Origin of the sequence: Clostridium merdae, assembly GCF_900176635.1 — a bacterium.
GTDB lineage: Bacteria > Bacillota > Clostridia > Oscillospirales > Acutalibacteraceae > Faecalispora > Faecalispora merdae.
This window is the reverse complement of the sequence record NZ_FXLN01000003.1, coordinates 601,722-627,978: the sequence shown is the minus strand read 5'-3', so window position 1 is coordinate 627,978 and position 26,257 is coordinate 601,722. Positions and strand designations below refer to the sequence as shown.

At 47.2% G+C, this 26,257-nt stretch carries 25 protein-coding genes and 4 tRNA genes; 23 read left to right on the top strand and 6 right to left on the bottom strand.

Features of this window, described 5'->3' with window-relative positions; translation table 11 throughout:
* Window position 1 precedes the first annotated feature (1 nt).
* The 3 genes from argC to CAN90_RS04780 all read right to left on the bottom strand — a co-directional run bounded on the left by argC (window position 2) and on the right by CAN90_RS04780 (window position 3,839).
* Window positions 2-1,036: an N-acetyl-gamma-glutamyl-phosphate reductase gene (argC, locus tag CAN90_RS04790; protein ID WP_085832686.1), complete on the bottom strand. Its 1,035-nt coding sequence runs from the start codon at window positions 1,034-1,036 to the stop codon at window positions 2-4.
* 107 nt (window positions 1,037-1,143) lie between these two features.
* Entirely contained in the window at window positions 1,144-2,520 is a 1,377-nt protein-coding gene (argH, locus tag CAN90_RS04785; RefSeq protein WP_085832685.1) for an argininosuccinate lyase, read from the bottom strand.
* 101 nt (window positions 2,521-2,621) lie between these two features.
* Window positions 2,622-3,839 carry an argininosuccinate synthase gene (locus CAN90_RS04780; RefSeq protein WP_085832684.1) on the bottom strand — a complete coding sequence of 406 codons (1,218 nt, stop codon included), beginning with the start codon at window positions 3,837-3,839 and terminating at the stop codon, window positions 2,622-2,624.
* 264 nt (window positions 3,840-4,103) lie between these two features.
* On the opposite strand from CAN90_RS04780, the gene CAN90_RS04775 reads away from it, so the two are divergent.
* From CAN90_RS04775 to CAN90_RS04755, 5 genes are all read left to right on the top strand, one after another.
* The gene (locus tag CAN90_RS04775) at window positions 4,104-4,616 is read left to right on the top strand and encodes a flavin reductase family protein (RefSeq protein ID WP_085832683.1); all 513 of its coding nucleotides are present in this window, start codon (window positions 4,104-4,106) and stop codon (window positions 4,614-4,616) included.
* 223 nt (window positions 4,617-4,839) lie between these two features.
* Window positions 4,840-6,159, top strand: coding sequence for a YjiH family protein (locus CAN90_RS04770; RefSeq protein ID WP_085832682.1), 1,320 nt, complete (start codon window positions 4,840-4,842; stop codon window positions 6,157-6,159).
* A gap of 175 nt (window positions 6,160-6,334) precedes the next feature.
* On the top strand, window positions 6,335-6,775 hold the full coding sequence (locus CAN90_RS04765) for an Hsp20/alpha crystallin family protein (RefSeq protein ID WP_085832681.1): 441 nt from the start codon (window positions 6,335-6,337) through the stop codon (window positions 6,773-6,775).
* A gap of 201 nt (window positions 6,776-6,976) precedes the next feature.
* Entirely contained in the window at window positions 6,977-7,189 is a 213-nt protein-coding gene (locus tag CAN90_RS13455) for a hypothetical protein (RefSeq protein ID WP_143750797.1), read from the top strand.
* Window positions 7,190-8,146: 957 nt separating this feature from the next.
* Entirely contained in the window at window positions 8,147-9,148 is a 1,002-nt protein-coding gene (locus CAN90_RS04755; RefSeq protein ID WP_085832679.1) for a DUF4349 domain-containing protein, read from the top strand.
* Between the two features lie 60 nt (window positions 9,149-9,208).
* On the opposite strand, the gene ypeB is transcribed toward CAN90_RS04755, so the two are convergent.
* Window positions 9,209-10,546: a germination protein YpeB gene (gene ypeB, locus CAN90_RS04750; protein WP_085832678.1), complete on the bottom strand. Its 1,338-nt coding sequence runs from the start codon at window positions 10,544-10,546 to the stop codon at window positions 9,209-9,211.
* A 335-nt stretch (window positions 10,547-10,881) separates the two neighbouring features.
* On the opposite strand from ypeB, the gene ruvC reads away from it, so the two are divergent.
* From ruvC to CAN90_RS04665, 17 genes are all read left to right on the top strand, one after another.
* Window positions 10,882-11,391 (top strand): crossover junction endodeoxyribonuclease RuvC, encoded by a 510-nt coding sequence (gene ruvC / locus CAN90_RS04745; protein ID WP_085832677.1) that lies wholly within the window; start codon window positions 10,882-10,884, stop codon window positions 11,389-11,391.
* The gene (gene ruvA, locus CAN90_RS04740) at window positions 11,392-11,991 is read left to right on the top strand and encodes a Holliday junction branch migration protein RuvA (RefSeq protein ID WP_085832676.1); all 600 of its coding nucleotides are present in this window, start codon (window positions 11,392-11,394) and stop codon (window positions 11,989-11,991) included.
* Between the two features lie 3 nt (window positions 11,992-11,994).
* On the top strand, window positions 11,995-13,053 hold the full coding sequence (ruvB, locus tag CAN90_RS04735) for a Holliday junction branch migration DNA helicase RuvB (protein WP_085832675.1): 1,059 nt from the start codon (window positions 11,995-11,997) through the stop codon (window positions 13,051-13,053).
* Between the two features lie 108 nt (window positions 13,054-13,161).
* Complete coding sequence (gene glmM, locus CAN90_RS04730; RefSeq protein ID WP_085832674.1) at window positions 13,162-14,514, top strand: phosphoglucosamine mutase; 1,353 nt, start codon at window positions 13,162-13,164, stop codon at window positions 14,512-14,514.
* 12 nt (window positions 14,515-14,526) lie between these two features.
* A complete protein-coding gene (locus tag CAN90_RS04725) occupies window positions 14,527-15,390 on the top strand; it encodes a class I SAM-dependent methyltransferase (RefSeq protein ID WP_085832673.1) in 864 nt (287 codons plus the stop codon).
* Between the two features lie 156 nt (window positions 15,391-15,546).
* A complete protein-coding gene (locus CAN90_RS04720) occupies window positions 15,547-16,395 on the top strand; it encodes an energy-coupling factor transporter ATPase (RefSeq protein WP_085832672.1) in 849 nt (282 codons plus the stop codon).
* Between the two features lie 27 nt (window positions 16,396-16,422).
* Window positions 16,423-17,295: an energy-coupling factor transporter ATPase gene (locus CAN90_RS04715; protein WP_085832671.1), complete on the top strand. Its 873-nt coding sequence runs from the start codon at window positions 16,423-16,425 to the stop codon at window positions 17,293-17,295.
* On the top strand, window positions 17,292-18,104 hold the full coding sequence (locus tag CAN90_RS04710; protein ID WP_085832670.1) for an energy-coupling factor transporter transmembrane component T family protein: 813 nt from the start codon (window positions 17,292-17,294) through the stop codon (window positions 18,102-18,104). The genes CAN90_RS04715 and CAN90_RS04710 overlap by 4 nt, the downstream gene beginning before the upstream one ends.
* 9 nt (window positions 18,105-18,113) lie before the next feature.
* Window positions 18,114-18,872, top strand: coding sequence for a tRNA pseudouridine(38-40) synthase TruA (gene truA, locus CAN90_RS04705; protein WP_242953572.1), 759 nt, complete (start codon window positions 18,114-18,116; stop codon window positions 18,870-18,872).
* Window positions 18,872-20,170 (top strand): DUF5711 family protein, encoded by a 1,299-nt coding sequence (locus CAN90_RS04700; RefSeq protein ID WP_085832668.1) that lies wholly within the window; start codon window positions 18,872-18,874, stop codon window positions 20,168-20,170. Before truA ends, CAN90_RS04700 begins: the two co-directional genes overlap by 1 nt.
* Before the next feature lie 204 nt (window positions 20,171-20,374).
* Window positions 20,375-21,061 carry a CvpA family protein gene (locus tag CAN90_RS04695; RefSeq protein WP_085832667.1) on the top strand — a complete coding sequence of 229 codons (687 nt, stop codon included), beginning with the start codon at window positions 20,375-20,377 and terminating at the stop codon, window positions 21,059-21,061.
* A gap of 14 nt (window positions 21,062-21,075) precedes the next feature.
* The gene (locus CAN90_RS04690; protein WP_242953571.1) at window positions 21,076-21,714 is read left to right on the top strand and encodes a CDP-alcohol phosphatidyltransferase family protein; all 639 of its coding nucleotides are present in this window, start codon (window positions 21,076-21,078) and stop codon (window positions 21,712-21,714) included.
* 82 nt (window positions 21,715-21,796) lie between these two features.
* Complete coding sequence (locus CAN90_RS04685) at window positions 21,797-24,079, top strand: ATP-dependent Clp protease ATP-binding subunit (protein ID WP_085832665.1); 2,283 nt, start codon at window positions 21,797-21,799, stop codon at window positions 24,077-24,079.
* A gap of 379 nt (window positions 24,080-24,458) precedes the next feature.
* Window positions 24,459-24,532 (top strand) — tRNA-Gly (locus CAN90_RS04680).
* An 8-nt stretch (window positions 24,533-24,540) separates the two neighbouring features.
* Window positions 24,541-24,617, top strand: a tRNA-Arg gene (locus tag CAN90_RS04675).
* Between the two features lie 6 nt (window positions 24,618-24,623).
* Window positions 24,624-24,700: transfer RNA gene (locus tag CAN90_RS04670), tRNA-His, on the top strand.
* Window positions 24,701-24,763: 63 nt separating this feature from the next.
* Window positions 24,764-24,839: transfer RNA gene (locus CAN90_RS04665), tRNA-Gln, on the top strand.
* A 54-nt stretch (window positions 24,840-24,893) separates the two neighbouring features.
* Here the strand turns inward: CAN90_RS04665 and CAN90_RS04660 are convergent.
* Window positions 24,894-25,133 carry a helix-turn-helix domain-containing protein gene (locus tag CAN90_RS04660; protein ID WP_085832664.1) on the bottom strand — a complete coding sequence of 80 codons (240 nt, stop codon included), beginning with the start codon at window positions 25,131-25,133 and terminating at the stop codon, window positions 24,894-24,896.
* A gap of 130 nt (window positions 25,134-25,263) precedes the next feature.
* Window positions 25,264-25,467 carry a helix-turn-helix domain-containing protein gene (locus CAN90_RS04655; protein WP_085832830.1) on the bottom strand — a complete coding sequence of 68 codons (204 nt, stop codon included), beginning with the start codon at window positions 25,465-25,467 and terminating at the stop codon, window positions 25,264-25,266.
* Window positions 25,468-25,829: 362 nt separating this feature from the next.
* Here CAN90_RS04655 and CAN90_RS04650 point away from each other — a divergent pair, with 362 nt between their 5' ends.
* Window positions 25,830-26,234, top strand: coding sequence for a hypothetical protein (locus tag CAN90_RS04650; RefSeq protein WP_085832663.1), 405 nt, complete (start codon window positions 25,830-25,832; stop codon window positions 26,232-26,234).
* The last annotated feature ends 23 nt before the right edge of the window (window positions 26,235-26,257 follow it).

Sequence of the window (26,257 nt, the reverse complement as noted above, 5' to 3'; positions counted from 1 at the left end):
ATTAAAATGCCGGGGGCATCATCATGAGCCCGGCGGTTTCCTGTATTCCAAAAATTAAATTCATGTTTTGCACCGCCTGCCCTGCCGCACCCTTGACCATATTATCAATGGCTGAAATGGCGATGAGCTGCCCACAGCGTGGGTCTGTAAACAAAGAAACATCACAAAAATTGGAGTAATGCACGTTCTTGATGTCTGCACACATGCCCTTAGGCAAAAGGCGCACAAATGGTTCATTCGCATATGCCTTCTCGTACACCTCACGCAGCTGCTCCTCGGTTACTCCGGGCTTAAGAGTCGCGTAACAGGTAGCCAAAATACCACGATTGATGGGAAGCAAATGTGGAACAAAGGTTACATGAACCTTATCTCCTGCAACATGTGTAAGAGTCTGCTCTATTTCGGGTGTATGGCGGTGGTTTGCCACCTTATAAGCGGAAAAGCTTTCATTTAGCTCAGGGTAATGTGTTGTTTGAGAGGGCTTTCTTCCCGAACCCGTCACACCGGATTTGCAGTCTGCAATGATTCCAGTAAGCTCTACCAATCCATTTTGGATGGCAGGAGCCAGTGCAAGCGGTACTGCGGTGGTGTAACAGCCGGGGTTTGCAATCAGCTTTTTGCCAACGATGTTTTTACGGAATAGCTCCGGCAGGCCATATGCCGCCTGTTCGTGCAGCTCTTTATTTTGAAAACCGCCGCCGTACCACTCGGTATATTCCGCTTCATCCTCTAAGCGAAAATCTGCGCCTAAATCAATAAACGCACGGCCTTTTTCGTGGCACTGCTGTGCCAGCTCTTGGGATAGCCCATGAGGAAGCGCGGCAAAAATAACGTCACATTTTTCTATGACCTCTTCCTGATTCGTGCAGGTCATATCACATTGGCCAAAGTATGCCGGGTAAACCTCGCTGAGTGCCTGCCCGGTAAAACTAACGGAACTGATTGCGGTAAGCTCCGCCTCGGGGTGCGCCAACAGCAAACGAACAAGCTCTGCCCCCGCATAACCAGTAGCGCCAATGACTCCCGCTTTTATCATGTTTCATTCCTCCTCATGGATACTTCTCATTCTATTAGCTACTTATATAGCTAATAGAAAAATTTTTATATAAAAATATGATTTAAGAAAACAAGCTTATTATTAGCTTAAACTTGCTCTAAAAGCTTTAATACCCGTTCTGCCTGCGCTCTCACGTTTTCAGGAGCGGGAGCGCCAGTTACCTTACGATCTGCTACACAAGCTTCTAATGAAATAGCATGGTACACACCATCGTCAAACAAGGGGCTTGCTTTCTGGTATTCCGTTAGAGGCAAGCTCTCCAGTGTTTGCCCTTCGGCGATGCACTGGGCAACCAAAGCCCCCGTAATTTTATACGCATCGCGGAACGGCAGTCCCTTGCCTACCAAATAGTCTGCACAATCCGTCGCGTTTATAAAGCCCTTTGCCGCCGCCGCGCGCATATTTTGCGGCAGTACCTTCATGGTTTCAATCATTGGGATAAAGGGCGTGAGGCAAAGCTTTAAGGTATCCACTGCATCAAAAATGGCTTCCTTATCCTCCTGCATATCTTTGTTATAAGCAAGCGGCAAGCCCTTGAGCATAGTTAATAGAGTCATCAAATCGCCAAACACACGGCCCGATTTGCCACGTACCAGCTCGGCAATGTCCGGGTTTTTCTTCTGCGGCATGATGCTTGAGCCAGTGGAAAACGCATCATCCAGCTCTACAAATTTGAATTCCCATGAGCACCACAGAATAATTTCCTCGGAAAAGCGAGAAAGGTGAACCATCGCGAGAGACACAGCCGCGGCAAGCTCTACGCAAAAATCGCGGTCAGCGACGCCGTCTAGGCTATTTTGGCTTACACCGGAGAACCCCAGCAATTGAGCAGTATACTCCCGGTTCAGGGGATACGTGGTGCCTGCCAAAGCACCGGAACCAAGGGGAAGAACGTCCATGCGCTTGTACGCGTCGCCAATGCGGTCAATGTCCCGCAGGAACATTTCGGCATATGCCATCAGGTGGTGACCAAAGGTGATTGGCTGTGCACGCTGCAAATGCGTATAGCCCGGCATTACATCTTCGCTGTGGAGCAGTGCCTTATTGCACAACACTGTAATTAATTGCCGAAGCTGTGATTGCAATACAGTGCATTCTTTTTTCAGGTATAAGCGCAAATCGAGTGCTACTTGGTCGTTCCTGCTACGGGCAGTGTGCAGGCGTTTGCCTGCATCGCCTACGCGGGCGGTCAGCTCTGCTTCCACAAAGGTGTGAATATCCTCTGCGTTGGGGTCAATGGGGAGCTTTCCGCTCTCAATATCCTGCCAAATTCCTTGCAGGCCATCGCAAATGACCTCAACCTCATGCTGTTCAATCACGCCGCTTGCGCCCAGCATGGTAGCATGCGCAATACTGCCCTCTATATCTTCTCTTGCCATCCGGCTGTCAAACGAGATGGAAGAGTTAAAATCGTTCGTTTTCGGGTCAACTTCCTTTTGGAAGCGTCCTGTCCAAAGCTTCATGTGGTTTTGCCTCCATTATTTTGTTCTAAAAAAGCAGACGGGGGCGAACAAAAAACATTGTCCGCCTCCCGCCAAATCCCATGCCAAACCCGGCAGGATTCTTATTTTCTCTTCTGAGCCAGCACCTTGAGCGGCAGGCCAAACAGGTTAATAAAGCCTGTTGCATCCGCTTGGTTGTAAACCTGATCCTCACTGAATGTGGCAACTTCTTCATCATACAGAGAGTAGGGAGAGGTTACGCCGGCATCAATAATGTTTCCTTTATACAGCTTAAGCTTTACATCGCCGCTTACAAACTGCTGGGTGCTATCCACAAAAGCGGAGAGCGCCTGGCGCAGAGGGGTGAACCACTGGCCGTTGTAGACAATGTCTGCAAATTTGAGGGCAATGCCTTGCTTGTAGTGGTAGGTCTCTTTGTCGAGAGTAATTTCTTCAAGCTTATTGTGTGCGTGGTACAAAATGGCACCGCCGGGGGTCTCGTACACACCGCGGGATTTCATACCAACCAACCGGTTCTCGACCAAATCGACAATGCCGATTCCGTTTTTGCCACCGATCTCGTTGAGCTTCTCAATCATTTGAATTCCATCAAGAGCCTCACCGTTGAGCTTCGTGGGAATGCCCTTTTCAAACGATACGGTAACGTAGGTTGGTTCATCGGGAGCCTGCTCGGGCGAAACGCCCAACTCCAGAAAGCCTTCTTTATTATAGTGCGGCTCACCTGCGGGGTCTTCCAAATCCAGACCCTCGTGGGAAAGATGCCACAGGTTTTTATCTTTGGAATAGCTGGTCTCTTTGGTAAAGCTAAGCGGAATGTTGTGAGACTCAGCATATTCAATTTCTTCTTCTCTGGATTTAATATCCCATACTCTCCAAGGAGCAATAACAAGCATTTCAGGAGCCAGCGCTTTAATGGTAAGCTCAAACCGAACCTGGTCGTTGCCCTTGCCGGTGCAGCCGTGGCAAATTGCGTCAGCACCTTCTGCCTGAGCAATTTCAACGAGTCTCTTTGCAATAATGGGTCTTGCAAAAGAAGTGCCGAGCAAATACTTGCTTTCATAAACGGCATTGGCTTTCAGGGTCGGCCAAATGTAATCTTCTACAAATGTCTTTTTCAAGTCAGCAATGTACAGCTTCGAGGCACCGGTTTTTCTTGCCTTTTCTTCCAGTCCTGCCAGCTCGCCGTCACCTTGGCCAACATCTGCCGCTACTGCAATTACTTCGCAGTCCTCATAGCTTTCCTTGAGCCAAGGGATGATGACAGATGTATCTAAGCCGCCGGAATACGCCAGCACAATTTTCTTAATTTGCTTTGCCATTTAAAGCACTCCTTTTTCATTAATCTTATTTCCACGCCTATGTCTTGTGTTTAATTATACGCTTAAAGATGAAAAAATCAACCCCAAATTGCATAATTATTCAATTTATCCATTCGTCACAAAGAAGAGATGCTTTTTTTGCTGTGTTTGGGGTAGAATGAATAATACCCTTTTGAACCGCCCTGCACCGCAAAATCCGCTTGCTTTTTTCCCATTGGCTAGGTATCATGAATTGAAACGTAAGATAAATGGAGGTTATGAATCATGTTGGAAAAAATAAAGCCGGAAGACTTGTCCCTTAATCCATTTTCGTTAATCGGTAAGGATTGGATGCTGATTTCAGCAGGAACCGAACAAAAATACAATATGATGACCGCAAGCTGGGGTGGCCTTGGCGTATTTTGGGGTAAAAACGTTGCGAGCACCTATATTCGCCCACAGCGGTATACATTAGAATTTGTAAATGAGCAGGAATATTATGCCCTGAACTTCTTTGATGACTCCTATAAAAAGGCGCTTTCCTTCTGCGGCGCTCATTCTGGTCGTGATACCGACAAACAGAAAGAAACCGGCCTTACCCCTGCTTTTGATGAAAAGGCGCCCTATTTTAAAGAAGCAAAGCTGGTGCTAATTTGCCGTAAGCTGCACCGCCAAATGCTCGACCCCGCAGGCTTTTTGGATGACACCATTGATGAAAGATGGTACCCAGAAAAAGACTACCACAACATTTTCCAGGGTGAAATTGTTACGATTCTAAAAAATAAATCGATAGAATAATCGTAATCACACTTTATACTTTTTTATACTCTTATAGAAAAAACCGCAGGAAAGCATCTTTCTCTGCGGTCTCTTTTCTATATAAAAGTATATGAACGAAAAATAAACGACTCCAGCTTTAAAATAATTCTTAATTTTAAGAATTAGACGAAAATTTGTCGTTTTTATGGTAAAGCGGTAAACCTTTCGCAACAACGGGGCTATTTAAAGGAGGAAGTCTTTTATGCAAACAGAAACATTATCTAAAAAATCAAAGGCAGTCATCATTACGAAGTTTATTGTTTGTAGTCTTATTGGTATTTTCATGTTTTTTGTTACAATCCCTTATAATGGAAAAAGTTCGATTCCTCTTGACCATTTAACTACCATTATTCGGGCCCTTTTGGGAGACGCACAAAAATACGTAGTACTCCTCATTATGCTTGCTGGTGCAATTCTTCCATTTGCTAAAAAGACCTGGAATAAAAGCCCTATCGACCTATTCTTTACTATCTTCAAAATCTTAGGTGTTGTTTGCGGTGTAATGTACATATGGCGATTAGGCCCGGCTTTTCTTTATGAAAATAAAGACCTATTCCCATTCCTGTTCGATACCCTTTGTTGTTCTTTAGCTTTTTTAATTCCTCTTGGCTCTCTATTCCTTGCATTTTTAACTGACTACGGTCTAATGGAGTTTATTGGCGTGTTTATGCAGCCACTCATGCGTAAAATTTGGAAGACCCCCGGTCGTTCCGCAGTTGATGCGGTAGCATCCTTTGTGGGCAGCTATTCTTTGGCGCTGCTGATTACCGACAAAGTATATCAAAGTGGAAGATATACGAAAAAAGAAGCGGCGATTATCGCAACCGGGTTTTCTACCGTATCCGCTACATTTATGATTGTTGTTGCTCGAACCCTCGGGCTTATGGATCAGTGGAATTTTTATTTTTGGTCTACGCTGGTGATTACCTTTATTGTTACTGCAATTGGTGCCAGACTTTTCCCCATTACAAAAATCCCAAATGAATACATGGAAGGCGTAACGCCCGACCCAGAAGAAGTTATTCAATCTGGTCGTGCTCAAAAGGCAGTTCAAGAGGCCTTAACCGTGTCTGAAAACTCTGGTTCCATTTCCCATAATGTTTTAGCAAGTGCAAAAGATGGCGGCAGAATGATTAGCACTATATTACCGACCATCATGTCTATCGGCCTTGCCGGTATGTTGTTGGCTCTATTTACTCCTATTTTTAATGTGCTGGGTTATCTGTTCTATCCCTTTACGCTACTCGTGCAGGTTCCGGAAGCACTGGTCACTGCACAGGCACTTGCTACCGGTATTGCTGAAATGTTCTTGCCTACGGCATTCCTTGTGGGTGCATCCATTCAAGCACGCTACGTTGTTGCGGTCACTTGCATTTCTCAAATCATCTTCTTTTCGGCAGTGGTGCCTTGCATCCTCTCCACAAAAATCCCCCTTAAAATACGGGATCTAGTCATCATTTGGGCGGAACGCGTTATCTTGTCTGTTATTCTTGCTGGAATAGTGGCAATGTTCGTGTACTAAATTACAAAATAATATTTTAAAACGTAGCGTCACCTATTGATACAAGGGTGGCGCTATTCTTTTCCCTCTGCACACACACTGCGTATTATGTATTAACGGCACAAAGGTTAACCCCCTTGTAAAGTGCTGCAAAACGGGCAATAGAAATTGTGTGATTGGAATGGAGGAATGAAGCATGCTGCCCAGTTTATTTGGTGAAAACTTTTTCAGTCGATTGTTTGATGACCCATTTGAGACCAGTCTTTTCGGCGGTCAGCTCCCTCTACTGGGGGCATTGGGGCAAAACCTAATGAAAGCGGATGTAAAAGAGCTGCCTAACGCATATGAAATCTGTATGGATTTACCCGGCTTTCAAAAGAATGAAATCCATGTGGATTTGAGTAACGGTTACCTAATCATTCGCGCATCCCGCGAGATGAGCAAGGAAGAAAAGGATATTGACGGGCATTACCTGCGCCAAGAGCGCTATGGCGGCGCATGCTCCCGCAGCTTTTATGTAGGAGATGTTCGCCCCGAAGAGATTGAGGTAAAATACGAGAATGGTATTTTAAAGCTTACTTTTCCAAAGAAAAGCATGCAGGCTTTACCAGAGTCTACTGAAATTTCAATTTTATAATCTTTCTCTATTATAACGCAAAAGAGGCCTGCATTTTGCAAGCCTCTTTTAAATGAAAAGATTGTGTTCTCAGCCGCTGGGTCACTTTTAGAGCGCTCTCGTTCGCTCGCAGAAACATGTTCGGTAGCTAGGTTACTTGTTTTATTTACGAGCGGCAAAACGATACCTTACATGCAATCTGCAACGCGCAGGCTTGTCCCTGTGCGGAAACAAGATGCAGAGCGGGAGCTCAGTCGGATTCCAAAGGCAGAGCCTTTGGTCGTTGAGAGGGAATCCAAAGGGAGAGAATCGATACTCTCCCTTTGGAAGGCCTTTGCCTACTTTCGCCCTTTCGTGAAAGTAGGTGCCCGCCCCGGCATGAGGGCAAGCCCTGCGCCAGCAGAAGCCCTTGCGCCTGAGCGCAAAACTACATAATAAACAAAAGCTAGCATAATATGCCGTATCGAAAAATAAAATAAAAAAAGCCGGATTAAAAATCCGACGAAATACAACGAAACAATGAATAATGTGATATATTTTCCCATTTTTATATTTTTATCTTGCATTATATGGTAAATAATGTTAATATTTATGTCGTAAGGTAATTTAAAAAGCAAAGCAGGAATGAGTGTACCAGCACCCACCCCCTGCTACGGAGCTGTAGCCTCCATAACAACAGTTTTCACTGCGCTTTGCCACACAATTATAACCCATTATTTCCCTTTTGTATAGAGGGGACAGAAATGGGGCCTTTGGAATTATGATTGCGAAGCTTGGCAAGGTGAGGACTGAAACCGATATGCAATGTATCGCTTGTTGTGGAGTACCCTTTTCAATGAGGGTTTCCGTGACAAGCGCTTTTTTATTGCCTTGCAGACAAAGGCAACGCGAGGCTGGAATTGGAATTCACTTAAACAGAAGTGGATTCCCGCACAGTTGTGTGGGTTATGGAGGAAGTAACTTTTGAATCAGCAGTGTTTTCCACTCCCCTGTGGAAGAGCAAAAAATGGGAGCACCTCTTGGAGCATATGGGATAATAGATTTTTTTCCAGCTTCGCCGCGCTAATGTCTGTAAGCAAGCAACGCCGCACTATCGCCCGTGCGGCTCACGCCGTTCCTTGATTGGAACGGCGTTCTTTTTTGCTTTTTTTAAACGCTCGCACCCTCCCGCAGAAACATGTATTGCAACATTTCTTTTCCTAATTTGTAAGGTATCGTTTTGCCGCTCGTAAGGCGAATGAAAAGAAAAGAAAAATTTTTGAAATAACAAAAGAATTGTAAGCAAGGTTACGGGATTGTTTCTTTACAGGAAATAATATCGTCTGTTATAATCTGGTAAAACGGGCAGGTGATACCTGCAACCCCCTTTTAACCAAGAGAGGAGATGCTCCCGTGAAAATTCGAAATAACAAAACGGTGGCCATTGCGGCAATGTCCATCATTCTTTCTACTTCACTGCTATTTACTGGGTGTGCTGCAGTCGGAGTAAGCAACAATGCGAAAGCCGCCCAAAGTGTAGAGGCAAAGGCTTCTTCGGTAATGACAGTTGCGGATTCTCAGGAGAGCGGAAAAGTTGCCGAGGCTGTGGGCGGTGCCCCTGCATCTCAAAAGCCGCCACTTGCCAACCAAAAGATAATTGAACGGCTAAGTTATCGCATGGAGACACTGGAATTTGATAAATCCGTTCAAACCATGCAATCCCTTACAGAGGAACTGGGCGGCTATGTTCAGGAATCCGGAATTGATGGCGACGGCGCCTTGCAAAAGAACGAAAGCCGAACCGCTCATTATGTACTGCGTATTCCACAGGAAAAGCTGAAGCTGTGGAAAGAACGAGCCGCAACCATTGGTGCAGTTCTGAATGTAAGCAGCACGAGTGAAAATATAACCGAAAGCTACTATGATACGGAAGCACATTTAAAAGCATTGCAAACGCAGAGAGACCGCCTTTTAGAGCTCATGAAAAAAGCGGATAAAATGGCTGATATCGTAGAGCTGGAAAAGGCTTTGGCAGATGTGACTTACCAAATGGATCAGCTTACCGGTACACTGCGGCAATATGACTCGCTCATCAATTATAGTACGGTTACTGTGGAATTGTTCGAAGTGAGCAAGGCAACCATTATAGACAAAACGCCCGTAACGCTTGGTGAAAAAATATCACATCAATTCCAGTTGTCTCTGCGCTGGATGGCTGAAGCGGGGCAGGGCGCTATTATTGTATTGCTTGGGGGCCTGCCAATTATACTGTTGGCGGTGGTACTTGGTGCTGTTTTGGGGCTGGTATTGCGCCGCCGCAGAAAAAAGCATGCGGTTCCGGTTGCTTCCATAAAAGGGGAAGAAGTTCCCGACGACACAGATGTTTTTGATAACAATACTCCGCCGCAAGAATAAATAAAAAAGGCTTATCGGTATCCGCCAAAGTGGTGAATCGATAAGCCTTTTTTTATAATCTTATTGAGTGAGAACGCCGTTGTCGGAGAAGAGCAGAATCAAAATATCGCGCTCAAAGCCTTTGTTGGCATCAATATACACTAGAACCTGTTCTTTTTTCTTATCCTTACTTTCGCATAAGAATTCATAGGTGGTTACTTCGTTTAGACCGGGTGTTGGGATGATTGCCAGCTTGCCTTCCTTTACGGTAAGGTAAGGGCTAACAAACTTTTGTGCTTCCGCCTTGGTTAGCGCAACCTTTGGTACAGCACGGTTCGTGTGGTTCATCACGTAGCCGGTTGCGTCCATCTCAACAATTTCCCCATTATCCATTGCAACGGAGACCTTGATTAAATCTGGGTAATAAACGGTTCCTTTAATATCGTAAGCAAAGTTGATGGTGCATTTACCGTCGTGCATAAAGTAATAGCTTTCTTTCATGCCAGTAAATCCACGGGATTCAAGGAACTCTTTGGCTTTCTTTAAAGATGCTTGGTAATCGAGCTTATCGTTGGTAATATTGCGAGGGTTCAACAATCGTACAGGTACACCACCCGCCTTTGTAATGGATACGCGAATGTCGCCATACATGAAGTTGTAGGTGGGAAGTCCGCCTTCGTTGTCTGTGGTGTGCGTGAGCTTGGATTGGTCAACCTTTAAGAATTTTGCGGCCAATAGCTGCGCATTCCCCTGCTTAATTCCCTCTTTGCCATCAATCAGTTTAGGCTTTTGCTGGCCAATATGGTCGGAGAACGGACCATCGTAAATCAGCTTGGGGTAATCTTCAAAGTCTTTGGCGACGCTCTCCAGTCGGTCACTGAAAACGGGCTGCGAGGCTCGCAGGCCCTTTACCAAAGATTCTGTTTCGCCGATTGTAACATTCCCGGCGGTAAGCTCATCCTGAACCTGTGAAAGCCCCTGGCGCAGCTTGGTGGCATAATTGCCAAGGCTTTGAATTTGCTCGTATTCATCCGCGCTAATTTTCCCACCGGCATTAATTTTGCCGGAAAGGGAAGTTGAGAAGTCGCCTACCTGTGAAATGAATTTACTCATATTGTCAAATTCATCCCCTTTGAGGGGTAACGCCGACAGGGCAGCCTTTGCACCGCTGGAATCACGCATCAGGCGTGCTGCAATACCGCTTTGTTGTGTGGCGGTATTGGTGTAAATCGCCTTGGTCAGCGTTGTTTCAAGGCTCGACACATAATCCCCCAAATCACTGAGCGAACGGCGGTAGCTGTATTCAAGGTCTGTTCGGTACCGGTTTGCGGTCCACCATCCGCCAATTGCGGTGCCGGTGAGCAATAGCACCAGAGCAGTGGCTACGCTGCCGATTTGAATTTTTCTTCTGCGGGTCATTTTCGTTCCCTCCGTTTCTCGTTTATTTTGAGCAAGAGGGTAAAAAATATACGAACTAAAAAATGTTGATCTAATTGTCGACTGTTTTTCTGCATATTTAATTGACAATCGGCATCCTTTTGCTATACTGGATAAGGAAATAAAAATACGAAAAAACACCCTGCGATTTGGAATGTTCAGAATATGGGTCTCCCAGCCTGAAATGCTTTTCACAAGCATGGTTTTATGGTATAATACCCGCAAAGCGGCTACAAGAAATCCAAAAGTTTTATATGCCGTTGTGGCGCTTTGCGCCTGTGGTATAATAGAGAACGAAAACAGAGCGGAGCGGTGAAATGGTAATTATGGGCATTGACCCCGGGTACGCGATTGTGGGGTACGGTGTTGTAAGTGCGCGCTCGGGCAAATACCGCCCAATGGAGTACGGCGCAATAACAACACAGGCGGGTGAAGTGTTTGAAGACCGCCTTGTTTCAATATACGATTCGGTGTGTGCGGTTTTAGCGCATAACCGACCAGATGCGGTTTCGATTGAGAAGCTGTTTTTTACAAACAACAAAACAACGGCGATTGGTGTTGCAGAAGCGCGCGGAGTGATTTTGCTTGCGGCTCGAAAGGCTGGTGTGCCAATTTTTGAATATACACCACTTCAGGTAAAGCAGGCAGTTACCGGCTATGGGCAGGCAAAAAAACCGCAGGTGATGGAGATGACGCGTAAGCTTTTGTGCCTTACGGAATTACCGAAGCCGGATGATACCGCGGATGCGCTTGCAATGGCAATCTGCCACGGACAAGCGGCAGGCTCGCCTTTGCGCCGCGCCTTATTGTCGGGAGGAATGAGATAAATGTTTTACAGTGTATCGGGCATTTTAATACATGCAGAACCGAATCTTGCTGTTGTGGAATGTGGCGGTGTGGGGTTTAAGTGCTTTACTTCAATGAGTACACAGCGTTCACTTCCGCAAATTGGCGAAAAGGTACGCCTATTCACCCACTTGAGTGTGCGGGAAGATGCTTTGGATTTATACGGCTTTTACACCATGACAGAGCTAAACTGCTTTAAAATGCTTACATCGGTCAGTGGTGTTGGCGCGAAGGTGGGCGTTTCTATATTGTCGGAGCTGTCACCGGAGCAGGTGGCGCTTGCAGTGGCATCGGGAGATAGCAAGGCGTTGTCCCGTGCGAGCGGTGTTGGCCCGAAGCTGGCACAGCGAATTGCGCTGGAGCTTAAGGACAAAGTGAAGAAAATGGGTGTTGCTACGGTTGCCGATGGCGATATAGCAGTAAACCCTGCGGTTGGCAATGCCGCCGGTGCGGTAAGTGCATTGGCAGTGCTTGGCTGGTCGCCGACGGAGGCCGCACAGATTGTTGGTAAGTTTGACGGCACTCTTCCGGTGGAGGAGCTCATACGGCTGTCACTCAAATCTATGGGAGGAGGGCGTTAAGGCATGGAATTTTCCTTTGAAAACGAACTGGATCTGGAAAACCGTGTCGTAGCTCCCGATTATAACCCGGAGGATGCAGAGGTGGAAAACCCACTGCGGCCTCGCCAGCTTTCTGAATATATTGGCCAGAAAAAAGTAAAAGAAAACCTTGCCATTTTTATGGAAGCGGCAAAACAGAGAAAAGAAACACTCGACCATGTTCTGCTATACGGCCCGCCCGGCCTTGGTAAAACAACGCTAGCTGGTATTATAGCGAACGAAATGGGTGTGGGGGTACGCATTACATCTGGTCCGGCAATCGAAAAACCGGGAGACTTAGCGGCGATTTTAACGAATCTATCTCCGGGTGATGTTTTGTTTATTGATGAGATTCACCGTTTGTCCCGCAGTGTAGAAGAAATTCTATACCCGGCGATGGAGGATTTTGCCCTGGACATTATTACCGGAAAAGGGCAGATGGCGGCTTCTTACCACCTGCCGCTCCCGCCGTTTACACTGGTAGGTGCAACGACCCGAGCGGGTCAGCTTTCAGCGCCATTGCGTGACCGTTTTGGCGTGGTGCTACGTTTGGAATTATACTCACCAGAGGAGCTTGCACAGATTGTTACCCGCAGTGCGGGTATATTGGATATGCCGATTGAGCCGGAAGGCGCCTTGGAGCTGGCTTCTCGCTCGCGCGGTACGCCGCGAATCGCAAACCGCCTGCTGCGCCGTGTGCGCGATTTTGCACAGGTAATCAGTGATGGTGTGATTACCGTAGAAGCGGCACGAGGTGCTTTGGAGCGGCTTGAGGTGGATGAAATTGGCTTGGACGCAAACGACCGCCGCATGCTCCACACCATGATTGATTATTACCGTGGCGGGCCAGTGGGGCTCGATACCATTGCCGCTGCAATTGGTGAAGAATCAGTTACGCTCGAGGACGTTTACGAGCCGTACCTCATTCAAATTGGCTTTTTAAGTCGTACTCCTCGTGGGCGCTGTGTCACACGTGCTGCATACCTGCATTTGGGGCTTACTCCCCCGGAAGATATTGCAGGAGCACAGCAAAAGCTATTTTAATTAAAGTTATAATTTAATACATACAGGGCAGATTTTTCTGCAATGTTTGGGCGATAAAAGAGTTAAATGTTAAGATTAACGATTGAATTGATCGATGGGAGACGCAACATGGGAAGATTGTTTGGAACCGATGGCGCCAGAGGCGTTGCAAATGCGGATTTAACCTGTGAGCTGGCAATGAATATTGGCCGTGCCGCAGCAATGGTGTTGGGCAAGGGCGGCCGCCGTCACCCTAAAATATTAATTGGTAAGGATACCCGTATTTCCTCCGATATGCTGGAGAGTGCATTGGCGGCAGGCCTTTGCAGTATTGGTGCGAATGTGGTGCATCTTGGAGTTGTTCCTACCCCTGCAGTGGCGTATTTGGTGAAAAAGTACGGTGCGGATGCAGGCGTAATGATTTCTGCTTCGCATAATCCGTGCGAGTTTAATGGGATTAAAATCTTCAGCAGCACGGGCTACAAGTTGCCCGATGCACTGGAGGAGCAGATAGAGGCAATCGTTCTCGACCATGAAGAGAAGCCGCAATACCCCACAGGTGGTGAGGTTGGCTCGATTTCTTCTGCACCGAACGCACTGCGCGATTATATTGACCATGTGAAAAGCACGGTGCCGGAGGGTGCGCTGCGCGGTTTGCGTGTTGCATTAGACTGCGCCAACGGTTCCGCTGCAACAACTGCAAAGGAGCTGTTTACCGAGCTTGGTGCGGAGTGCCACATGCTTTCGGATGAGCCCAACGGTGTTAATATTAATGATAACTGTGGTTCCACCCACATGGAAACACTCATGGAATATGTGGTCGCTAATCATATGGATGCTGGCTTGGCATTTGATGGCGATGCAGACCGCTGCCTCGCAGTAGATGAACAAGGGAAGCTCGTAGATGGTGACTTCCTAATGGCGATTTGTGCGCTGGATTTAAAATCGCAGGGTCGTTTATCGAAGAGTGCGGCAGTTGGTACCATTATGACCAATATGGGCTTTATCCGCTTCTGTGAAGAAAACGGCATTAAATTTGCTGCGACCAAGGTAGGCGACCGCTATGTGCTGGAAGAAATGCTGCAAGAGGGCTATAACTTTGGCGGCGAGCAGAGCGGGCACATCATTTTTCTGGACTACGCCACAACAGGCGATGGTCAAATGACGGGTGTGCAACTTTTAACCATCCTTAATCGCCGCAAAGCACATCTTTCCAGCTTGGCAACGTTAATGGCTCGTTACCCGCAGGTGATGGTGAATGTAACCGTAAGCCGTGAGGGAAAGCTTCGCTTCTATACCGACCCAGAAGTAAACGAGGCAATTGAACGCGCGAAAGAGCGCCTTGGCTCCGGCGGGCGGGTTGTAGTGCGCCCCTCGGGCACAGAGCCGTTGCTGCGTGTTATGATTGAGGGAGAAGACCACGATGAAATTACGAAGCTGGCGCACGAAGTAGCCGATGTTGTACGCGAGCGCTTGTCTTAACGGAGGAATAATTTGAGAGCAGCTAACTGGAACGATTATGAATTGCTGGACGCTTCCGACGGGGAGCGGCTGGAACGCTGGGGTGAAGTGATTTTAATTCGCCCCGACCCACAGATTATTTGGAAGACTCCGCGGGAGCACCCGATGTGGAAGCGTGCCCATGCGCGCTACCTACGCTCGAACACCGGCGGTGGGCGCTGGGAAGAATACCGTGCGGTACCGGGCATGTGGAAAATCAAATACCATGAGCTTACCTTTCAGCTCAAAACAATGGGCTTTAAGCACACCGGCATTTTCCCCGAGCAGGCGGTAAACTGGGATTTTGTTCAAGATAAAATTCGAAAGGCCAAACGCCCAGTAAAAGTGCTGAATCTGTTCGGCTATACGGGAGCGGCAACGCTGGCCTGTGCCTCAGCCGGAGCAGAGGTTTGCCATGTGGATGCCTCAAAGGGCATGGTAGCATGGGCTAGAGAAAACGCGGTGGCATCTGGTTTGGGGGACAAGCCCGTTCGCTGGCTGGTGGATGACTGCGTAAAATTTGTACAGCGCGAACAGCGCCGCGGCAACACCTATGATGGCATTATTATGGACCCTCCGTCCTATGGGCGTGGGCCGGGCGGGGAGGTTTGGAAGCTGGAAGAGCAGTTGTACCCGTTTGTTCAGCTTTGTGTCCCGTTGCTGTCGAAAGACGCTTTATTCTTTATTTTAAATTCCTATACCACGGGGCTTTCTCCTTCGGTAATGGTGTATTTATTGGGAACACTGTTAAAAGTGCAATACGGCGGTTCCGTTTCTGCGGATGAAATTGGTCTTCCGGTTACACAAAGCGGTATGGTGCTGCCTTGCGGCAATACTGCGATTTGGCAGGCTGATTAAGCCAATTCGCATTTGATTACATCGATAAAATAATCGACTCTTCCTTATGCGAAGGTTGTCGATTTATGGAATTAGTATAAAGGCTTTTAGAGGCTCTGCTTTATGGAGCAGGCAAATATTAAAAAAGAAGGCAGTGCCTTCTAAATTGGAGCAGGTATGGAATATCTCAAGGCGGAACACGTATCATTTTTTTACGATTCAACCGAAGAAGGGCAACAGGCACAGCAGGTGCTGCGCGATGTTTCTATGGAAATAAAAAAAGGCGAGTTCGTTGCACTCTTGGGGCACAATGGCTCCGGAAAATCTACCATGGCAAAGCATTTTAATGCCATGCTTCTCCCGAGCGGAGGGCATGTTTATGTGGATAGTTTGGATACCGCAGACGAAAGCCTAAAATATGAAATTCGTCGGCGAGTAGGTTTGGTACTGCAAAACCCGGATAATCAGCTGGTAGCCAGCATTGTAGAAGAAGATGTGGCGTTTGGGCCGGAGAATCTTGGGATTCCACCGGAAGAAATACGCCAAAGGGTAGATGCGGCATTACAAGCCGTAGGGATGGCGGAATATGCTTCGCACTCCGCGTACAAGCTTTCTGGCGGGCAAAAGCAGCGCATCGCCATTGCGGGTATCATCGCAATGCAGCCAGACTGCATTGTGCTCGATGAACCAACTGCGATGCTGGACCCCCGCGGTAGAACCGAGGTTATGGAGACCATCCGCCGCCTGAACCGCGAGCATGGTATTACCGTGGTACTCATTACCCATTACATGGATGAGGCAGTGCAGGCTGATCGTGTAATTGTAATGGATGGTGGAGAAATTCTTGTAGAGGGGCTGCCACGCGAGGTGTTCTCGCATGTGGAGCTTTTGCGGCAGCACCGCCTAGATGTTCCCCAGGCAACGGAGCTTTTGTACCGGCTTGGGCAAAACGGCTGCACCGTACCAGAGGGTGTTTTAAACGAAGAGGAATGTGTAGCCGCCCTTGAGCTGCTGCTCAAGGCCTGACCCGGCGAAACGGAGGAACAAAACGGCATGTCCGAAGTGATATTGGAAACAAAAGACTTAACGTACCGCTATGGTATGGGGACTCCTATGGAGCAGGTTGCAGTTGATAACGTAAATATAGCGATTCGCCGAGGGGAGTTTCTCGGAGTAATCGGCCATACCGGCTCGGGAAAATCAACACTGATTCAGCAGCTCAACGGCCTTATGCGCCCTACCTCCGGCCAAGTGCTGCTCAATGGGAAAGATATTTGGGCGGAGCCCAAAAAGATACGCGCAGTTCGCTTTCAGGTGGGGCTGGTATTCCAGTATCCGGAGTATCAGTTATTTGAAGAAAGCGTTTTTCGGGATATTTGCTTCGGCCCGCGTAACATGGGGCTTTCGGAAGAGGAAGTAAAGGAACGTGCGCTTGGGGCGGCAGAATTTGTTGGTCTTCGCTCTGAGTTGTTAGAGAAATCTCCCTTTGAGCTTTCAGGCGGCGAAAAGCGCCGTGCAGCCATTGCAGGTGTGGTGGCAATGGACCCCGAAATTCTAATTTTGGATGAGCCAGCCGCAGGGCTTGACCCGCAGGGGCGCGACCAGCTGCTTGACCAAATTCGCACCTACCATGAGCGCCGCGGCAACACCGTTCTGCTTGTTTCGCACAGCATGGAGGATATTGCTCGTGTTGCAGACCGTGCCTTGGTGATGAACCATGGTAAGGCTGCTATGCTCGATTCAGTTCAGCATGTTTTTTCTCGCAGAGAGGAGCTTGAGGGAATGGGGCTTCGCGTGCCGCAGATTACAAAAATTATGAGCCTGCTGCGCTCCAAAGGTTACCCGGTAAATGAGGGAGCTCTTACGGTTGAAGAAGCTCTGCGCGATTTAATGCCGCTGTTGCGGGAGAGGGGATGCGTACGATGATACGGGATATAACGCTTGGCCAGTATTTTCCGGGGAAATCTGTGGTACACCGTATGGATGCCCGCGTTAAAATTGTACTGACCTTTGCTTTTATTATATTTATCTTTGTTGCCAATAATTTGCCCGCTATGCTTCTCATGGTGGGGATGGTGCTTAGCGCCATGCTTCTTTCTGGTATTTCGGTGCGTCAGTATTTAAAAAGCCTGAAAGCAGTTATTATTGTGGTGGCCTTAACGGCGGTACTGAACCTGTTTTATGGCAGTGGTGATGTTCTGGTGCAGTGGGGCTTTTTAACGATACGCACTGGCGGCGTCATTAACTGTATTTTTATTGCGGTGCGTATCATCAGTTTAATTCTTTTCAGTTCGGTGCTTACGTTTACTACCTCTCCAACCGATTTAACGGATGCGCTGGAGCGGATTATGAAGCCCCTGAAGATTTTTCATGTAAAAGTACATGAAATCGCGATGATGATGACGATTGCGTTGCGGTTTGTTCCGACTTTGCTGGAAGAAACCGATAAGATTATGTGTGCACAGAAGGCACGCGGTGCAGATATGGAGAGCGGCGGCGCCATTCAGCGCGTAAAAGCCCTCATTCCCATTTTAATCCCTCTGTTTGTATCGTCCTTTCGCCGTGCGTATGAGCTGGCAATGGCAATGGAATGCCGCTGTTACCGTGGCGGAGATGGTCGCACAAAAATGAAGAGCCTTCGCATGACGGCACTGGATGGATGGGCAATTGCCATTTCATCCGCAGCGTGCATGGGTGTAACCTTGTGCGTTATTTTAATGCCCAGCCTACTATAAGGAGGGGAAATGATGCGCAATATCCTTTTTATTGTCAGCTATGATGGTTCTAAATACCACGGCTGGCAGGTGCAGAAGAATGCCCTTGCTGTGCAAGAGGTTTTTCAACAGGCGATGGGTCGGGTATTGGGCAGTACTCCCGATTTAAAAGCGTGTAGCCGAACCGATACGGGTGTACATGCTCGCCAGTTTTGTATTAGCGTACACATTGAGCGCGATATTCCACTGGAGCGCCTGACGGCAGCGATGAATCATTTTCTACCGCCAGATATTGCGGTGCTTTCCTGCCGGGAGGTTCCAATGGAATTTCATGCGCGGTATTCTTGCCGTGGTAAAGAGTATGTATACCAAATTTGGAATACGCAGGTTCGTAACCCATTTTTAAATGGATATGCGCTGCATTACTGGTACCCAATGAATTTGGAGAAGCTGAATCGTGCGGCGGCTCATTATGTGGGTGCACACGATTTTACATCCTTTTGTACACTGGATTTACGTGACCGAGGTGACATGGTTCGTACTGTGACGAAAGCGGAGCTAAGCCGCAGCGGAGACATGGTCACCTTTACCGTAGCGGCGGATGGCTTTTTGTATAATATGGTGCGCATTATGGTGGGCACACTGCTCCGTGTCGCCCAGGGGAAATTTGAGCCGGAGCAGATTCCGCAAATATTGGAGTGCTGTGACCGCAATGCGGCAGGACCAACCGCTCCCGCATGCGGACTGTATTTAAACCGAGTCTTTTACGATGAGGGAGTGATGGGATAATGCCAAAGAGAAAGGGAAAGCGCTTTGCAGATGACGAAAGTGATTTGGAAGAGCTTGACCGCGAGGGCAACCCAAATGTGCGGGAGCACCGTGAGCGAGTCGTATTCCCGCAGATGCCCCGTTGGCTGTACCGGGTGATACTTATATTGCTTCTATCAGTTGCCGGCCTTTTGGTGTGGTTTAATCTCGATAACCTTACCCCGCAAAACATTGGAGGCTGGATTCAGTCCAAGGTAGTGGGCATGGGTATGGGGGACGGCTACCCGGCTTCGTTGAACAACGGCCGCAACATTTCTCCCGGCAATTTTTTTGCCACAGATAAAAATGTGTTCGTGGTGAGCGATACCTCCATTACTGTTTTAAACTCCACTGCAAAAGAGCTCACGCGCCGACAGCACAGCTTTTCGAACCCCGTTGCAAAGGCATGGGGTCAGCGCGTGCTGGTGTATAACCTAGGCGGCACCGGCTTTCAGGTGGAGAGCATTTCCAAGCCGGGAGAACGACGCATTGCGGAGGCAGATATTCTTGCCGGTGCAATTGCTGGTAACGGACGTGTTGCCCTGGCAACGGAAAGCCAAGGGTATTACTCGCGCCTTTCGGTCTACGGTGAGACCGGTAAACCGTTTTATACTTACGATTTCTCAGGATATTACATTACTCATATAGCCCTGAATCGCAGTGGTACCCGTGCCGCAGTAGCTGGCGTAGCCAGTAAAAACGGAGCGATGGTTTCAGCTGTTTATTTATTTGACTTTAGCAGTCCCAAGCCGCTTTCTCAGCTTACGTTTCAAGATAATTTAATATTATCGCTCAATTATGGGCAAAATGGAGCTGTTGTTGCTGTTGGCGACCGCCTTACCAGTGTGATTTCTGAAAATGGGGGCAAAACCGATTACAGCTATGGCTCACAGACCTATATTGGCAGTTCGGTAGACAATGGTCGAACGGCACTATTGCTGTCGCCTTACGCCAATGCGGCCTCTGCAAGCCTTGTGCTGCTGGATGTAAAGGGAAAGCAAGTGGCTTCGGTGCCGCTGGGGGAGACTGCGACAGATGTATCACTATATGGTGATACGGCTGCGGTGCTGCTGAGTGACGAAAGCATTCACGCATATACTGCATCCAGTGGTTCACAAAAGGGAATATGCAGTGGCGGAAAGGATGCCCGAGCCATTACATTACGGGACGAAAGCTCGGTATATGTGTTAGGCTTTAATGAAATCCGCTTAGAAAATTTTGGTGAACAGCAGGAGCAAGCAACAGGAAGCGCTTCTGCGCTTAACTCTTCCGGCAAGTAAACAAACGGCGCTTTCACCGGTATTGGACTAGGGGAAAGTGCTGTTTTTTGTTCGTAACTATGTTGCGCATTGTTTACATTTTGTTTTTTTTCTTACCTTGCCGTACTATTTGCTTTGTGATATATTATTAGAAAGGCTCGCTCGACAGCCTGTATCATTTTATTATGCCCGCACGGCGGGTTCAGAAATTGGGGAGGTTGCCTGGTGACCATTATTGATTTAATTTTAATTGGAATTCTCACTTGGTTTACGATTGTAGGCTGTGAAAAGGGGTTAATTCGTTCCCTGGCTGGGTTTGTTGGCTATGTAGTTGCTTCCGTAGCGGCGGCGGTGATTGGGCGCATGGCGGCAGGCGCATTGTACCAAAACTTTATTTACGACAATATGGTGGGCAAAATTACGGAGACTCTGCAAAAAACAGCAGGGCAAGGTGCAGAGCAGCAAGTGCAGGCACTGCAAGGTTCTTTGCCGTCCTTTTTAGGCAGCCATATCTCGGGCGAAGGCTTTTTGTCTGCGCTAAACGGTTCCATTGAAAAAGCGGCACCGCAAATTGCGAACCTGCTTTCTCCGTCCGTCATCGGCTTCACCCGATTGGTAGTTACGGTCGTTTTATTTTCAGCAATCTATTTTGTAGTGCGTATTGTACTGCGCATGCTAAATTCTTTATCTCGTCTGCCAATTTTACACCAAATTGATATGGCAGCCGGCGGTGTGGTTGGTTTTTTCAGTGGCTGTGCAATTGTACTGCTGGTTTGCATGCTGCTTCAGCTTGCTTTGCCCATGATGAAGGATGGGTTGTTTGGGATTACACAGAGTGAATTTAAAACCTCTTGGGTTTACCAAACGCTTTATGAAAAAAGCCCGGTTAATTTCCTGTTCCCTGAGGAATAATGGGGGATAGCCCTGTGGCTGATGGGAGTGGAGAAATGAAGGACATTAACAAAAACATTACGATTCCGAATGCGCTTTCTGTTTTTCGCATTCTTTTAATTCCACCGTTTGTGCTGTATTTTTTAGGCCAGCAGTGGAAGGCAGCGGGAGTCGTACTGGTGGTATCTGGCCTTACGGATTTGGTAGACGGGTACATTGCCCGCCGCTTTCACCAAATTACGGAGCTTGGCAAGCTGCTTGACCCATTAGCAGATAAGCTAACGCAAGCTGCGGTAGCGGTTTGCATGGCAATTGTAGAGCCGGTGCTGGTACCCTTTTTGGCAGTGTTTGTAGTAAAAGAGACCGTGATGATTATAGCGGCCTGTGTGCTTTTAAAACGCAAAAAAAGACCAACAGCTGCAAAATGGTACGGCAAGGTAGCAACAGCCATGTTCTACGTTTCGTTTGCCGTTATTTATGTATTAAAAGGATTTTTTAACTACGAGAACTTTTACCTAACAATTACGCTTTTGTCGGCGACCGTCGGTATGATGGTATACGCCTTTTTAAGATATTTTGGAATATTCTGGTCGACTCTTCACTCTGAAGACCCCAAAGACACGGTGGATTTAGAGTTGAAGGCCAGACGCACCATCAACCGCAAATCGAGTTGACTGGTGCCGGTTTGCCCCAATTTCGCCGCAGGGCAGCACCCTATTTTTACCCGTAGCGGCAGCGGAGGAAAGAATTCACAAGATGATTTGTTCAAGATGCAAAAAACGCCCAGCCGTTGTGTTTGTTGCCTCCAGTGCAGACGCAAAGGATGCCAGAGGATATTGCCTCAAATGTGCCAGAGAAATGGGTATTCAGCCTGTTAAGGATATGATGAGCCAGATGGGCATTACAGAGGACCAATTGGAGACAATGGAGGATCAGCTCGACGAGATGATGGGAGAGCTGGCAGAGACCACAGAGGACGGCGACGGCTTTGTGCCCGGCGGCGCAGCCACGTTCCCGCTCATTCAAAGTATGTTTGGCGGCAATAATAAGCCTGCACCGGAGGCTTCCTCCGGCAGTACAGAAGCCACGCAAACGGTAGAGCATAAGAAGACCGAGAATAAGAAGAAACGACGCAATATTGATACCTACTGCACGGACCTCACAAAAAGAGCCAGAAACAACGAAATAGACCGCATTGTGGGGCGCGATCAGGAAATTGCCCGTGTGATTCAGATTCTGTGTCGCAGAACCAAAAACAACCCGTGCTTGATTGGTGAGCCGGGTGTTGGTAAAACCGCCATTGCAGAGGGTCTTGCAATTCGCATTGCGCAGGGAGATGTACCCGCAAGATTGCGTAAAAAAGAGATTCATTTACTAGACCTTACCGCACTGGTAGCCGGTACACAGTTCCGCGGCCAGTTTGAAAGCCGTATTAAGGGCTTGGTAGATGAAGTGAAGGCTGACGGCGATGTGATTCTGTTTGTGGACGAGGTGCATAACCTAGTTGGTACTGGTGATGCAGAGGGCTCCATGAACGCTGCTAATATTCTAAAGCCCGCTCTTTCACGTGGTGAAATTCAGGTGATTGGTGCGACCACCTTTACCGAGTATCGCAAGTATATTGAGAAAGACAGTGCGCTGGAAAGAAGATTTCAGCCGGTAAAAATTGGAGAGCCTTCCATAGAGCAAACAACCAATGTTTTGCTTGGAATTAAAAACTATTATGAGGATTTCCACCGTGTGCATTTACCGGATCACGTGGTTCGTCGTGCGGTGGTATTGTCGGAACGCTATATTAACGACCGCTTTTTGCCGGATAAGGCAATCGACCTTTTGGATGAGGCCTGTGCCAGTGCCGCGCTCCGCAACCAGAAGATGGCGGATTATGATGCTGCAACCTTCCGCTTAGATACACTGCGCCAGGAGGAAACCGACCTGACTGCCGATGGTGTAGAGCCGGATTATGAGAAGCTAGCGCAAATTCGTTATGAAATTGCAAGCCTTGAGGAAAAGACCCGCGTACTCATGCCCGAAGCAATCGGCGCTGATGTGGGGCTTGATGATTTGGCTCATGTCATCGAATTGTGGACGGGTATTCCCGCCAGCCGTGTAGAGGAAAGTGAGCTGAAAAAGCTTGCTGGTCTCGAGGAGCTTTTGAATAAAAAAGTAATTGGGCAGGAAGAAGCTGTTACTGCTGTAGCGGCAGCCATTCGCCGCAGCAGGGTGCAAATTAGTCCTCGCCGCCGCCCCGCATCCTTTATCTTTGTCGGCCCAACCGGCGTGGGTAAAACGGAGTTGGCGAAGGTGATCTCAAAAGAGCTGTTTGATACGCCGGAAACGCTCATCCGACTCGATATGTCTGAGTTTATGGAGAAGCACTCGGTTTCGCGTATTATTGGTTCACCCCCCGGCTATGTGGGGTACGACGAGGCTGGGCAGGTCACTGAAAAGGTGCGCCGTCGCCCGTATTCTGTTTTGCTATTTGATGAAATTGAAAAAGCGCATCCCGATGTAATGAACATCCTTCTTCAAATTTTGGATGAAGGGCGCATTACAGACGCACAGGGGCGCACGGTCAATTTTGAAAATACGATCATTATCATGACCTCTAACGCAGGCAGTGAAAAGCGTGAGGGTGCCTTAGGCTTTGCCAAAACGGATGCTGACGTAACCCGTGAAAAGACAATGAAGGCTCTTTCGGAATTCCTGCGGCCGGAGTTTTTAAGTCGTGTGGATGAAGTGATTGTGTTCCACAAGCTCAAGGTGGAGGACTTTATTAGGATTGCCGCATTGATGCTGGAAGAGTATATAGCCGCACTCACAGAGCGTGGAATTCGTTTTGCTTACGATGAAAAGGCGATAAAATGGCTTGCGGAGCATGCCATTGGAGGTAAGAGTGGTGCGCGTGATTTGCGCAACCTGATTCGCCGTAAGGTAGAGGATCGCATTACCTCTGAAATTGTGGAGCATAGCGATACGCCGTTGTCTGGTATTGCTGTAACGGAAGAAAATGATGAAATAAAGCTGGATATTATCTAATCACTATGGTTTGATGTATTTGTGTTACCAGCTCATGCAGAATAAGAAGCGCTTTGAACCAGTTTTGTAATCTGATTCAAGGCGCTTTTATTAAATATCAATTTAAATATATAAATTGATTTATTAATTAACAAAGGCTAATATCGGTTGCTTTTTGGAACTTAATTCGGGTATAATGAACTTAATAAATGTAAGATTTAGTGAGAAGCTGAGCGAGAGAAGAAATCAATTGTATGGAGCAGTTGCAAAACGGTTTAAAAGCTTAGATATTGGTTGTGTTTCTATTGAGAAAGAGTTTACCGTGAATGCAAATAATTTAGTGACCTATCTTGACAATTGGCACGAGGACATGTTATAATTCATAACGTCGCTTTTGATTGCGGGTGTAGTTCAGTGGTAGAACTCCAGCCTTCCAAGCTGGTCGTGTGGGTTCGATTCCCATCACCCGCTCCAAGATATTCGCGCCAATAGCTCAGCAGGATAGAGCAACTGCCTTCTAAGCAGTAGGCCAGGGGTTCGAATCCCTTTTGGCGCGCCATATATGGTGGATGTAGCTTAGCCGGTTAAAGCGCCAGTTTGTGGCACTGGAGATCGTGGGTTCGAATCCCATCTTCCACCCCACTGAAGAAGGCGAGGCAAAGATGAAAATTTTTGCCTCGTTCTTATTCGTTATCACATGTCTAATGGGCTGTAGCCAAGCGGTAAGGCAACGGACTTTGACTCCGTCATCCCGATGGTTCGAATCCATCCAGCCCAGCCATAAAAGACCGTCGATTTATATCGACGGTCTTTTATTATTTTATTCTAAAACTTTTTATTTGAGCAGTTCATCGTAAGAGGTTTCGAGTGCATCTCGAATGGCTCGCAGCTGTGTTGCGTAAATATGTTGAATTCCTCGTTCGATTTTTACTAGGGATTCTCTCGTCATTTCTACATCTGCAAGCTGAAGCCGGCGGATGAGTTCGGTTTGCCCAATTTTCTTTTTCAGCCGTATCTCTTGAATGTTTTTGCCGATGGGAATCTCATCATCTTGCTTTATCTTTTGACTGCTCATGATTGTGCCGTCCATTCTACAACAGATCGAGCCGCTTGTTAGCTCGGTCGGTTATTTTTGCCCCAAAATCAGGAGCGACCGATTCAAATTGAGAATGCAGTTAATAAAACTGAGCGAAATTCTAGTTACTTCACATATCTTTTTTGTACTCGATAATATCTGACACATCGCAATCTAATATAAAGCACAGGGTGTCTAGCGTTTTTAGTGTAATATTTTTGCCGTGCTTCATCCGGTGCAAAATGTTGGCGGATATTCCTTGCTTATAAATTAGATAATACTCAGTTATATTTTTCTCAATGAGTGTTTTATAAAACGGTTCATAGCTTATCATTTTTATCACCCAATTTAGCATAGCACGCCTCAATAGATTGACTATGACCAATATATTGAGTATACTCTTGATAAGAGTATACATAGAAAGAGAGGACAAGCTGTGTGAAAAAGGTTACTATTAGGATGGAAGATTATCTGTATACGTTCTACAAGAAGATTGGAGAACATGCAGGAGGGCTAAAACCCGAACAAGTGATTGCGGATACCCTATATAAATTTGCTGGGGAGCTATGTGCAAATGCCCTAAATAAGGGAAAGTAAGTTCTTTTGATTTTTGCTTATCATCTGCTATAATATATATTAGAAAAGAACATAGATACTCCTTGTTGTGAAGATGAATCGAAGTAAGGAGGAAGTCCCATGAGAAAAAATGCAGTTCGTCCAGAATCGATTTTCGCTCTTTTTAGCATCTTAAGCTTACTCTATGTTTATTATTACACAACGGTTTTCTATTATCGGTCTATTGGTACAGCTCTCGATTTTCTGTATGAGTTTATAGCAGTTCCAGCGTTCTACTTTTTTGTGGCCGCTTTTATGGTGACGCTTCTATGCTCTTTGTTTCCGTTTCGTGGAATTCCGTGGCTTGCGCGTAAATCAAAACCATTCATTGCTGCCATTCTCTTGGTTTATGTGGTATTTGTTTTATTGAAGAGGTTTGGCATAATTGTTCTGCTACCCATTCTTTTTGGCACTGGTTATTGCGCGGTGTATTTTGTGATGGGTGGTTTGTTCGCCCTTACTTTTCCAAAACAAGTTAGAGAATGAAAATAGTATGGGAATGCTCTTAT